Here is a 12,237-nt window from a genome sequence, read left to right as displayed (position 1 = left end):
GGTGCGAACGGTTGACTCTGAAACCCTAGAAATTTTATAGCGGGTGCAGCCTTCGGATTTGTTGCGATGCAAGAAAAGTCGGACCGAAGTCGTTTTCGCTTCCTACAGGGCTCGGCGTTGCCAGCCTGCCACAGTTAGGGGAATGTTAATCGGCTTTCAGTGTTATTGATCGGGGATTGTCTTGTATTTTGTCAGATTGCGGGGCAGTAGCTTCAGGGGCGTAAACGCAGGGTATTCTATGGGTTGTTCTCGTATCGGTAGTACACGCGTCGCCATTGTTGTAGCGCTAACGACTATATTGGCAAGCTGCACATCGTTGCCAAGATCCGGTCCCGATCACAAAGATGTTGATCGCGATGCAGCCGTGAAAGTGACAACCAAGGAGCGTCGCGTCGGTATCGACTACGCCCTGATTGATCTCAGCAAAAACGTCTTGTCGTATTTTACCGCTCCCCAGCCGACCTCGTTCAAAGGGTTTGGTGGTGGTCGAGGCGGGGCGCCTGAAATTCCGCTCGGTTACGGCGACGTCGTCCAGGTCGCCATCTTCGAAGCTCAGTCCGGCGGTCTCTTCATCCCATCGGACGCAGGTAGCCGACCCGGCAATTACATCTCGCTGCCGGAGCAGACCATCGATAGAAACGGGACGATCACAATTCCCTATGCGGGTCGGGTTCCGGCTGCCGGTCGCCTGAAGGAGACCGTAGAGCAGGACGTCGAGGATCGCCTCGCAAGCCGCGCGATCGAGCCGCAGGTGGTTATTACGACAACCACAAGCCGCTCCAGCCAGGTTGCCGTGCTCGGTGACGTCAACAATCCCCAGCGCGTCGAGATCAGCCCGGCCGGCGAGCGCGTTCTGGATGTCATTTCCGCGGCGGGCGGTTTGACGACCAACAATATCGAAACGAATGTGACGCTGCAGCGCCGTGGCAAGACGGCAACCGTCGCCTACACGACGCTGTTGAAGAACCCGGCCGAAAATATCTATGTTGCGCCCGATGACACGATCTCGATCGATCATGAGCGTCGCACATATCTTGCGCTCGGCGCAGCCGGCGTCAGTGGCCGCTTCGATTTCGAAGAGTCTGATCTGACACTTGGAGAGGCAATCGCCAAGGCGGGCGGCTTGCGCGACGACCGCGCCGATCCGGCTCAGGTCCTGCTCTACCGCCTTGTCCCCAGGAAAACGGTTGCAGCGATGCACGTGGACGCGACGAGGTTTACGGGTGAAATGGTTCCGGTGATCATCCGTGCGAATATGCGCGACCCGGCAACTTTGTTTGCTGTTCAGCAGTTCAAGATGGAAGACAAGGATATTATCTATATTTCCAATTCGGACTCTGTCGAACTGGTCAAGTTCCTTGACATCGTGAACTCGGTATCATCCACTGTTTCCGGAGTGGCCGACGATACGAGGGATACCCGCAACGCGGTACAGGATCTTGGAAATTGATTGAAATAGGTCGCCGGCATCGATCGCGAATGATCAGTGCCGGCGGCCTATATTGCGGATTTGATGAAGGACTGTGGTTATGGCAAGTTCAGGTGTTTATCGTAAGCTTGCGTACAGCGGAATTGTCGTCGCGATATTTGCCAGCATGAATTCAAGCGCTTTTGCAGCAGCTTGCGTCAAGCTTTCAAGCGTGACTTTCGTCGATATCAATGGATTTACGGCCAACCCCACCGCTCTGCTTGATATGTCCGATCCGCTGGTTTTGTCATCGAGCGTCCGCGCACTGGTTGGGAGCAGCAATGACGCGCTGTCGCTGGTGATCGAGCAGGCCAAGAAAGCGGATGCCGCACAGATGGCCGCTATCGGTTCCGGTCTTGGGCGGGCCGCAAACAGCTGCCAGGTAACGGATCCACTATTCAAGCTAGCCATCGAAAAGGCCGTCGCCGAGGCGGCGAGCACCGATCCGAATCTTGCGCCGCTCCTTGCCGCCTTTGCGAAGGTTCTGGCTGAAGGCGGCACCGCGGCGCTCGGTCCGGGTGGAAGTGCTGCAGCTGCCGCATCCGGCATCGGCAATGACGGGCAAGTTGGACAAACCGGGCCTGGAGCGGACGATGGTACGCCGTTCGACGGCGCGGTCACAACTGCGGGTACGCTGAAGGTTTCGAATGCCGGCGCAGATGATTCATCGTCGACTTCAACGACGACGATCGTCAGCATCGGAGCGGCTGGGCAGTCGTCCACCGATCCGACGCAGTCGACGAGTCAGAGTGTCCCGGTCATACAATAGCTGGAATTGCCCGTAGATCTTAGCGCTTGACGCTTTTGTTGGAGATCGAAATTGCTATCGCCAGATAAACTTACGCCGCGTATCGACCCCTCCCGCGATACTGGAAACGAAGCTGACTTCATCGATTTCGACAAGCTCATCGCAATCGCCCGCCGACAGTGGCGGATGGTTGCGGCGTGCGGTTTCGCCTTCGCCATTCTCGGCATTGTGTATGTCCTGACGTCGGTGCCTGTTTACACCGCCGACACAAGTGTGCTGATCGACCGCAGCGATAGTCAGGTGATCAACCAGCTGGCGGCTTTCGGCCAGATGGACGATGACGAAGGTACTGTCCTCAGTCAGGTCGAACTATTGAAGTCTGACACCATCGCCTATGCTGTCGTCGACAAGCTGAAACTTGTCGACAATCCGGAGTTCATGGCACCGAAAACCTCGCTCTTTTCCGTTTCGACGTTGAAATCCTTCATGAATTTTCGGTCGTGGTTTGCCGATGATGCAGTCGTCGCCCCCGATCCGGAAATGAGGCGGCGAGGCGCTGCGGAAACTGTCGCAGGCAATATCGATGTCGAACGCGTCGGCCGGTCCTACGTCCTCGATGTCAGCTATACCGCGCAGTCGCCCGGCCTGGCGCGTGATATCGCGGCTGGGATCGCCGACGTCTATCTGGTCGACAAGCTCAATTCGAAATACGAGGCGACACGCCGGGCCGGCCAATGGCTGCAGGAGCGTATCGAAGAGCTCCGGCAGCAGGCGCTGGACACCGACCTTGCGGTTCAAAAATTCCGCGGCGAGCATGGGCTTGTCGAGGCCGGATCCGGTACGCTGATTAGCGAGCAGCAGCTTTCCGAGATCAACACCCAATTGATCAATGCGCAGGCCGAGACAGCGAAGGCCGAGGCACGATATGCCCGCGTCAAGTCGATCATCGACGCCAAGCAGACCGATGCGATCGTCACGGATGTGCTCGACAGCTCCATTTCGAACGACCTGCGCAAGAAATATCTGGAAGCTTCCAAGCTCGAGACCGAAATTGAGGCGCGGCTCGGGCCCGATCACGTCCAGGCGGTTCGGCTTCGTGCGGAAATGGAAGAATATAAGAGGCTCATGTTCGATGAGTTGAATCGCATCGCCGAAAGCTACCAAAGCGAGCTGCAGGTCGCGAAATCGCGGGAAACTTCTCTGCGCGACAGTGTGACACAGGCGACGGGCGTTGCCGCAACGGCGGGCGAAACGCAGGTGCAGCTTCGCGAGCTGGAGCGCACGCGCGATACCTATAAGAATCTCTATCAGAGCTTCTTGACGCGCTATCAGGAAGCAATTCAACAGCAGAGCTTTCCGATTACCGCTGCGCGCATCATCACGACAGCGGAGACGCCGACGAAGCCGAGCGCTCCGAAGAGAGCTCTCGTCGTGGCTTTCGCGATGTTCGTGGGATGTGCATTTGGAAGTGGTATAGCCGCCTTCCGCGAATTCCGGGATCGGTTTTTCCGCACCGGCGATGATGTCAGGGACGTGCTCGATGTCGAGTCTCTCGGTGTCATGCCACTGATTGAAAATAGCGTCGACGATCCGACACTTATTGATCCCGGCAATCCGCGAAGCATCGCCAGGGGCGGGAAGACCACGACCTATGTCGAGGAGCATCCGCTCTCGGCATTTGCCGAGACGCTTCGAAGCGCGAAGATTGCCATCGACCTCAGTGCTGCCGACCAGCGCTGCAAGGTCATCGGTGTCGTGTCGAGCTTGCCCGGTGAGGGGAAGTCTACGACATCCATCAACTTTGCCAAGCTCCTGGCAATGCAGGGTGCGCGTTGCCTGCTTATCGACGGCGACATGCGCAATCCCGGTGCTACCCGGGCGATCGGCCGCCATGCCGAGGCCGGCTTGCTCGAGGCGATCGTCGACAGCCGCCCGCTCAAGGATCTTATCCTTCTCGATCCCAAAACAAAGCTCGCATTTTTGCCGACGGTGGCACGGTATCGTGTTCCGCATTCGTCGGAGCTGCTTGCGTCACGCGGCATGGATCAGCTTCTTCAAACGGCACGTCAAAGCTTCGATTATATTATCGTCGACCTGCCGCCCTTGGCGCCGGTTGTGGACGCACGCGCCATCAATTCGAAGCTGGATGCGGTGGTTTTCGTTATTGAGTGGGGAAAGACATCGCGCAAGGTCGTGCAGTCGACCCTGCTGTCCGAGCCGGAGCTCTATGCGAAGTGCGTCGGCACTATATTGACCAAGGTCGACCCGTCGCAGATGAAGCTTTACCGGACATTCGGTTCGAGCGAGTATTATTATAAGCGGTATTCGCGATACTACACCGAAAGCTGATGTTCCGCGGTCAGGTCGTTTCGGTTACCAGGATCGCTTTCGTTATCGTCACCGTCGTCTTTGCGGTGCTGGCCGGTCGAGAGCTCTCCGCTTCGATAAGAACGGCCAGCATCTCGATCGTCGCCGAAAGGATCGAGCGTGGGGAGACCGTCGCGGATGATGTCGTGACCAAATATGCGTTGCGTAGTGTCGACGTCGTTGACGGACATTATTGTCGATCAGACATCGTGGCTGCTGGCGTAACCCTCGTTCTGGCGCAACTCGATCGGCAGAATGTTAATGTCAACTACGACGCCTGGGCCGTTGCGGCGTCGAGTGCCCGCCAGTATCTGCGGTATGCGCTTTCATGCATGCCGACGAACAGCAATTTTTGGCTTCGCCTTGCGGCCGTGGAGTCGACAATTGCGGAAGAGCCGGTCGCGATCGCAGAGATTATGAAGCGTTCGGTCGTGCTCGCGCCCTACGACCAGGTGATGATTCTGACGCGGTTTTATTTCTGGAACGATTTTACCGATGCAACGCTTGCCGCGGCAAAGCGTGCGCTCGATAGCGATCTCACGACGATGCTGAAACTGGGCGATCGTTGCAGGGTCAACGCCACGATAAAAGAGATCAGCCCACAGCTTCGTCCAATCTTCGATCAAACCTGGACGAGCGTTGGAGAGGCTGCGACGGCGCGATTCCGACAGCGTTGCAGCAAGTAATCGCAATGCGGTTTTTTTAGCCGCATGCAAAGAATACCCAACGCCCTGAATTGGCGATCTTACGCGAATTATGAAGTATTGGTTTGCAAGTTTCGGCGGTCATGGCAGGTCGAAACATAGAAACTGCGCTCGAAAGTGTCGCGTCGCTCGCGATCCGTACGGGACTGGCTAACTAGGTTCGTAAGCGCTTCGTTATTGAAGAGGGCTTGATCTGACGACCGGCCTTTTCCCAAATTTGTTTATCCGTCGGCGCAGAAAATCATGAGATGGCTTGTCAAAGATATAATAGCAGGCGACGCCAACTACCATCAGCGCCAAGAATGTCAGCGTGAAAAGAAGCAACTGCTGGCTCAGCGCTATATCCCGCCGTTCAAGGCCAGCCTTGGAAAGCAAGTATTTGCAGACGGCGATTGTAATCGGGTGCGATAGATAAGTGGCATAGGAGGCGTCCCCGAGCATCTTTAGCCATTCGATCCGCCATACTCTGTGGTTCTTTTCATAGGACAACGCCCCAAAGAGTATCAACGCCGCAGGAAGGCCCCACATCAAAACACGCCCGGCAGTGCCTTCCAGTGGCTGCATAATGAACGAAAGTGCGATGCCGATTAGGCCGGCAACGATGAAAAGCAGATCCGCGCCTCTGGTGAGAGAGCGGCCAGACTGGTGCCAAGCTGCTATCAAAATTCCTGCAGCAAACTCCACAAGCATAGGGGACGTGGCTACCTCGAATGGCGCATTTTTGAAGGGGAGCGCTCCAGCCAGGACGAGGGACACTAAGGTCAGGGTGATGCACGGCAGGCGATAGCGCTCACGAAGCAGCAAGGAAAGCGAAAAAATCAAATAAAAGAACATCTCATAGTTGAGTGTCCAGCCGACATCCAAGGCAGGTACTATTTTTCCGCTTTGATCGTAATAGGGGATGAAGAACAATGACATAACAATTTGTATTGGCTGCGACGTATGGTTGTTAAACGGTCCAGGTGATAATGTCACCCCGACAACGAACACGGCAGTGAAGAGCCAATATAGAGGAACGATCTTTATCAAGCGACGCGCTAGAAACTCGCCCGGCCTCGTTTGTTTGTTAGCCGTTACGGACCACATTATGAAGCCGCTGATCAGGAAGAACAGATCGACGCCGGCGGCCATTGGTCGCCAGTTCCAGCCAAAGATTAGTCCAATGTGGAAAATGACCACGGCAGTGGCGGCCAGCGCCCTTAGGTACTGAAGCGAGTAGATCATCAAAGTCCCCGCGCTAATGAGAGACTCTTAAACCTGCCTAGCTTATCATTGTCAAGAAAGTATGGCCTCCCGAACAGGACCGATATGTCGTCAACATTTCACATCGGCGGGTATTCCCAGGTGTTGCTGGACAACACGGCGGTATGAGGCCCGATAGGCGATCGGGACCAGGCGCTGTTTACACCCGCCTCGATTTTATCGGGTATTTCCGACAGACGCGACGCCGCTTTACATAAGCCGAATAGGAGCGCTGCGCAGGATGCCGGAACAAAGCGCGGCGGTATAATCCGGTGCCCGGATGAAACATAATTCGTGCTGTGCTGGGCGTGGTCGTTTCGCGCCTTGCTGAAAGCCTCGATGCGATTCATCTGGTCGCAGACAGCTGAGCACCTATTCTCTTGAGGAACTCAACTTGCATAAATAATGCCCGCCGTCTGCGCGGCAGGCATTGTTTATTGACTGGGTGTTGACGATCAGACGCTGGCGCCGGAGACAAAATCCGTGCCCGTGATATTGAGCGTCAGAATGCCGGCATCGGTGTGGCCTTCGCCGTCCGAGATCTTGTAATACTGGACTGTTTCCGTGACGTGATCGCCCGGAGCGATATCCGCTGCCAGATCATAGGTGAATGAACCATCTGCCTTCACATGGAACGTACCGTAGGCTCCGGTGACGTCGGTCGTTGCGCTCGGATCGCCGTTTACAGCCTTGCCATCGAACTGACGGAGGAAGAGCTTGCCATTGTCGCCGGCAATATCGTTGTCCAGGGCGTTGCCGCCGATGACGTCGCCTTCGTTGAAGCTGTAGTGATCGTCGACCGCAATCGGCTTGACCTGGGTTACGCCCTGAATGTTCAGAGTGAACAGGCCAAAATCGGTATGACCGCTGCCGTCGGAGATCTTGTACGAGACCTTCTCTTGGATCAATTCACCATTGGTGAAGCCGATCTTGGCAGCGTCGCTCAGGACATAAGTGTAACTACCGTCAGGCTTGACGAAGAAGGTGCCGTAGTCGCCCTGGATCTCTGTGACCTGGCTGTTGCCGCTCTTGGCGCCAACGCTCGCACCGTCGAAGGCGCGCAGGAACAGGTGTCCGTTATCGGATGAGTCGTTGGAAAGCAGATTTCCTGAAATGGCGTCAGTTTCCAGGAATGTTGCACTATCGTCGGTTGCGTGAACAGCCATCGGTTCTCTCCTTGAATTGTTCTTTGCTAGGTCAATTCTGACCTTTAGCGAGCCGCCCGATTAAGAATATCTTAATACTGAGAGTCAAGGGTGTAATTAACAGCAAGTGAACGTTTTTGGGGTGTATTGTACAATAATGACACACCTTGAACTCGCATAGGGCAATGAAACGCCAAGGGATTGTTACTTTTAAAATAAGAGAAAATGTCGAATAACAGATACGAATCCATTGTTCTTCAGGAGATAAGGATGTTTATGCAAAGGTAATTTATAAAAATACGCTGAAGTTCAGGTGTGCAGATGAGATATTGATATAATCACTACGGGCTATGGCGTGACATCGCTGTATTGTTTCGTTTCCCGCTCTATCTCATGGTTTTCGGCGAAGTGACTGATGTCGTGCTCTTGTCACATATGGTTATCGGGTAACGTTTCTTTCGAGGCGCAAGTTTCGCAAATTAATATGCGTGTCCTGGAAGATAGTCTTAATGTCACCGCTGATGTCAGCCAACTTATTCATAATTGTGCAGCGCAACTTTTTTTGCAATGCGAAATATGAGAGAAGCGGAGATAATTTGTAGAGGATGTAAGAATTATCGCGAGATAGAACGCATTTTAGTGTTCCATTTCAGGAGGCAGAGAGGGGTCCGCAGGTAAAAGATTTTCCAGTATCTTTGGGAGATCATGGCGTGACCGTCTACTATGTAAATTCGGCAACGGGATCCAATCAGAATAGTGGGATGAGCGAGCAGTCGGCTTTCGCGACGCTTTCCGCAGTCGAATCCTTGAGGTTAAAGCCGGGAGACAACGTGCTGCTTGCCGCCGGAAGCGTGTTTAACGAACAATTCGACCTGAAATACTCCGGCACTGTCAACTCTCCGATTACCATTGGCAGTTACGGCGTTGGCGATGCGCCGGTCATTCACAGTAGCAATGACGGCATCCACGGATCGAAAGCGTCAAACATCATTGTGGAGAACATCAAGATTGCTGATACCGGCGGTGGGGCGATATATGCGGGAAATGTCTCTAACTGGATCGTCCGCAACGTCGAGGTCGAAAATACCGGACTTGCCGGCAAGCCCGGTTCCGTCAATTTCCAGAGCAGCCAGAACATTACCATCGAGAACAGCAAGATTTCCGGGGTGAACGGAGACGGCATCTGGATGGATAGGGTGATTGGCGTTACCATCGTCAATAACCTGGTCATTAACAGCCAAGGCGCTGCGGCGGACGCCGTTCAGTTGAACGACAGCAGCAATATCCTGATCAAGGGTAACCATCTGGAGCAAACGGAGACCAATAGCGCAAAGGGCGTTCTAGCGCTTGTTCGGGCTGTAAATGCAGTGGTCGAGGACAACACCGTGGTCGGCGGCGGTTTCGGGATAGGTGCCAACGCGGGCACGAATATCGCCATCCACAACAACGACATCTCGGGATACGGCGGCTATAGTTGGTCCTACGGTATCGGCCTTGGCGATCAGGGCAATGCGACAAATTACGATATCAGTGGAAACTATATTCATGACGGCGTCTGGGGCGTGTCGATCAGCGCTGCAGGTTACCCAAGTTATACACGCATCGATATCGATATTCATGGTAATGTCTTTGACGACCTGTCGTCTTCAGCGCTGAAGGTCGACAGGCCTGCATCCGGCTCTTTTCATGATAATGTCATCGACAGCGTGGTGTCGACGTTGACAATGCCGGTCGCAATTGCCCTCCAGAGCACCTTTTTGATCAACGATAATAAAACGCTGGAGCAAGCGCAGGCCGAACTCGACGCTGCGACTGGCAACACCCCGTCCAACAGTGAGACGCCTACCACACCGGTTGTGGAGCCGCATGTCGAACCGTCAACACCGACGCAGACAAGCACTCCGGCGCCCGCGACCGAAGCGCAGGTTTCCACAGCACCCACCGTCGCCGTTCCCAAGATCGTCGCAGCCCATGACAGCCTGAAGATCTCGACGGATACGGGCAGCGCCTATCATGGCAACCTCCTCGAAAACGATAGCGCAATCAATGGAACCGTGCTGCTTCGTCGCTTCGGTGACAGTGCAGTGGATAAGCATGGCCTGACGCTGACCGGGAAATACGGAGTCATCCATGTGGAGAGCGATGGTGATTACACGTATACAGTCGATGCGGTGAAAATCGCCGGTCTCAGCGGAAAGGTCAGCGAATCCTTCCAATACAAGATTTCTGACGGCGCTTCTCACATCGATACCGACTCGCTCGGCGTTTATATCGATGTGGACGCGTTCCATAGCAGCCAAGCATCGCACCTGCTGGTTTGAATCACGCCAAAAAGAGCGCCGGCCCGCTGTTCAACATCTGAAAGCTTGATGATGAAGGGGTGTCGCGGCGGTCGAAGGTGCGGATAAAAAAATAGTTCCGCCGTTCAAAGGAAAAATGAACTACAGATTGAATTTAAAGTTAACGCCGGAGTAATGGTCGCACATATGCGCGCGATACGTTCATCTCTCTGCGCCGTTGTTGGGCAATCTGCGATTTTCACTTGCTTAGGTTGGTATATTTAGCGTAGCGTCAAGACAGAATTCCTGAAACCGCTCGTTATAAATTGGAGTTTTTGGCCACTTTTTGGTTGGATTCATGTAATAGGTCGTGGGCTTGCAAGCGGGTCCGGCGCCGGTGTCGGGGGGCCAATGCAGTCGTGTCATTGATCGGGCGTGGACCCGGAGCTGGAGTTGCGCCGGCATATTTGCTTTCGTGCGATGCGGTAAGAGAGGGATTATTTCGTGTTTCAGAATTCAGCAGCTGATGTCAGCGAGCCATCCAAAGCATTAAAGAAATGCAAGGGGGGGCTCGTTTTCATCGGAATAGCAAGCGCGCTTATTAATATCCTATACCTTACAAGTTCATTTTTTATGCTTGAGGTGTATGACCGGGTCATCCCTAGTAAAAGTATACCATCGCTGGTTGTCCTGGCAATACTTGCGTTAATGCTTTACTGTTTTCAAGGAGCGTTCGAGGTTCTGCGAAGCAGGATGCTTGTACGTGTTGCCGGTGCGCTTGACGAGATGGTGAACGGACGTGTGTTCCGCGCGCTGATCAAGGCTCCGTTGAAAGTCAAAATCGGCGGAGACGGGCTTCAGCCGTTGCGCGACTTCGACCAGATCAGAACCTTCCTGTCCGGTATGGGGCCGACAGCGATGTTCGATCTGCCCTGGTTGCCGTTCTATATCGTAATCTGCTTCCTCTTTCATCCGGCGATCGGATATATCGCGATCGGTGGATCGCTGGTTCTCGCTATCCTGACGTTCATGACCAATCAGGGAACGCGTACGCTCTCCAAAAAGCAGTCTGACTCCGCCAATATGCGGAATGCCTTCGCGCAGACCTCGATCCGCAACTCCGAGGTTATTCACGCCATGGGTATGGCAGGCACGATGGCCGAAATCTGGGACCGCAAGAACAGTGAATATCGGACGATCACCCGGCAGGCATCGGATGTCGGCAACGGATATGCGACCTTGTCGAAGATTTTCCGTATTGCTCTGCAATCGGGAACGCTCGCGACCGGCGCAATCCTGGTCATTCAAGGGCAGGCCTCTTCGGGAATTATCATCGCGGGCTCGATATTGACCTCGCGCGCCCTGGCGCCTGTCGAAGCGGCGATTGGAAATTGGCGTGGTTTCGTTTCTGCTCAGCAGAGTTGGGCGCGGCTTTCGAGCCTGCTGAAAACCATTCCTGAGATTCCAGCCCCCCTTGCGCTCGCGGCTCCTACCAAGCAAGTCACGGTCGAGGGCTTGGCGAGTGGACCGCCGGCGGGTCAGCGCCTGGTCATCTCCGATATCAGCTTCGGCTTAAGGGCAGGGAGCGCGCTTGGTGTCATTGGTTACAGCGCCTCGGGTAAGTCGTCGCTGGCGCGGGCGATGATGGGTATCTGGCCGACCGTCAGAGGGTCCATTCGTCTCGATGGCGCAGCACTCGACCAGTGGGATGGCGACGCGCTTGGCCGGCATATCGGTTATCTCCCGCAGGATGTGGAGCTTTTCTCGGGGACCGTCGCGCAGAATATCTGCCGTTTCGCGAAGGAGATGTCGCCTGAGACAGTGGTTGCCGCAGCGAGAGCGGCGCGTGTTCACGATCTTATTCTTCGTCTACCGAACGGTTACGAAACCGAAATCGGCGAAGGCGGTGCTGCGCTTTCGGCCGGCCAGAGGCAGCGTATCGCGCTTGCAAGAGCGCTTTACGGCGAGCCATTCCTCGTCGTGCTCGACGAACCGAACTCCAATCTCGATGAAGAAGGCGAGCGGGCGCTGAGTGCCGCGATCATGAGCGTGCGGGCGCGCGGCGGCATTGTCGTTGTCATCGCACATCGGTCAGGCGTTCTGGCAGTCTGCGACTTCGTGCTGATGATGCAGGAAGGCCGTATGATCGCGTTCGGTCCCAAAGAGGAAGTTCTGGCAAGGGTCAGCCGGCCGGAAGCGGCGCGTACGCCGATTGCCGAGCGCGTGGCTCAGCTTAAAGTCGTCGTCGACGGCATAAATGCGGCCGAATAGGCCAGAAGGAAGA

General features: G+C 55.0%; 8 protein-coding genes. 6 read left to right on the top strand and 2 right to left on the bottom strand.

Translation table 11 applies throughout. The features are described 5' to 3' along the window. Positions 1 to 238: 238 nt before the first annotated feature. From N2A41_RS16370 to N2A41_RS16355, 4 genes are all read left to right on the top strand, one after another. Entirely contained in the window at positions 239 to 1,450 is a 1,212-nt protein-coding gene (locus N2A41_RS16370; protein WP_032985158.1) for a polysaccharide biosynthesis/export family protein, read from the top strand. 79 nt (positions 1,451 to 1,529) lie between these two features. Then, positions 1,530 to 2,237: a sugar transporter gene (locus tag N2A41_RS16365; RefSeq protein WP_222386736.1), complete on the top strand. Its 708-nt coding sequence runs from the start codon at positions 1,530 to 1,532 to the stop codon at positions 2,235 to 2,237. A gap of 51 nt (positions 2,238 to 2,288) precedes the next feature. Beyond that, on the top strand, positions 2,289 to 4,565 hold the full coding sequence (locus N2A41_RS16360; protein ID WP_222386735.1) for a polysaccharide biosynthesis tyrosine autokinase: 2,277 nt from the start codon (positions 2,289 to 2,291) through the stop codon (positions 4,563 to 4,565). Beyond that, positions 4,565 to 5,269: a hypothetical protein gene (locus tag N2A41_RS16355; RefSeq protein ID WP_170279017.1), complete on the top strand. Its 705-nt coding sequence runs from the start codon at positions 4,565 to 4,567 to the stop codon at positions 5,267 to 5,269. The genes N2A41_RS16360 and N2A41_RS16355 overlap by 1 nt, the downstream gene beginning before the upstream one ends. A gap of 192 nt (positions 5,270 to 5,461) precedes the next feature. Here N2A41_RS16355 and N2A41_RS16350 read toward each other — a convergent pair whose 3' ends face one another. Both N2A41_RS16350 and N2A41_RS16345 read right to left on the bottom strand, forming a co-directional pair. Further along, positions 5,462 to 6,511 (bottom strand): acyltransferase family protein, encoded by a 1,050-nt coding sequence (locus N2A41_RS16350; RefSeq protein ID WP_260109246.1) that lies wholly within the window; start codon positions 6,509 to 6,511, stop codon positions 5,462 to 5,464. 473 nt (positions 6,512 to 6,984) lie between these two features. Next, positions 6,985 to 7,695 carry an Ig-like domain-containing protein gene (locus tag N2A41_RS16345; RefSeq protein ID WP_017965748.1) on the bottom strand — a complete coding sequence of 237 codons (711 nt, stop codon included), beginning with the start codon at positions 7,693 to 7,695 and terminating at the stop codon, positions 6,985 to 6,987. Between the two features lie 689 nt (positions 7,696 to 8,384). Here N2A41_RS16345 and N2A41_RS16340 point away from each other — a divergent pair. Then, entirely contained in the window at positions 8,385 to 9,995 is a 1,611-nt protein-coding gene (locus tag N2A41_RS16340; RefSeq protein ID WP_260109245.1) for a right-handed parallel beta-helix repeat-containing protein, read from the top strand. Between the two features lie 462 nt (positions 9,996 to 10,457). Continuing rightward, positions 10,458 to 12,224 carry a type I secretion system permease/ATPase gene (locus N2A41_RS16335; protein WP_017965746.1) on the top strand — a complete coding sequence of 589 codons (1,767 nt, stop codon included), beginning with the start codon at positions 10,458 to 10,460 and terminating at the stop codon, positions 12,222 to 12,224. Positions 12,225 to 12,237: the final 13 nt, after the last annotated feature.

This window comes from Rhizobium sp. SRDI969 (assembly GCF_025152725.1).
GTDB lineage: Bacteria > Pseudomonadota > Alphaproteobacteria > Rhizobiales > Rhizobiaceae > Rhizobium > Rhizobium leguminosarum_I.
The sequence above is the reverse complement of the archived record's forward strand: the minus strand, read 5'-3'. Positions and strand labels throughout refer to the sequence as shown.

Bases quoted from the DNA above. Each gene is read 5' to 3' on its own strand.
- N2A41_RS16370 (WP_032985158.1), top strand. From the start codon at position 239: ATGGGTTGTTCTCGTATCGGTAGTACACGCGTCGCCATTGTTGTAGCG.
- N2A41_RS16345 (WP_017965748.1), bottom strand. From the start codon at position 7,695: ATGGCTGTTCACGCAACCGACGATAGTGCAACATTCCTGGAAACTGAC.
- N2A41_RS16355 (WP_170279017.1), top strand. From the start codon at position 4,565: ATGTTCCGCGGTCAGGTCGTTTCGGTTACCAGGATCGCTTTCGTTATC.
- N2A41_RS16365 (WP_222386736.1), top strand. From the start codon at position 1,530: ATGGCAAGTTCAGGTGTTTATCGTAAGCTTGCGTACAGCGGAATTGTC.
- N2A41_RS16350 (WP_260109246.1), bottom strand. From the start codon at position 6,511: ATGATCTACTCGCTTCAGTACCTAAGGGCGCTGGCCGCCACTGCCGTG.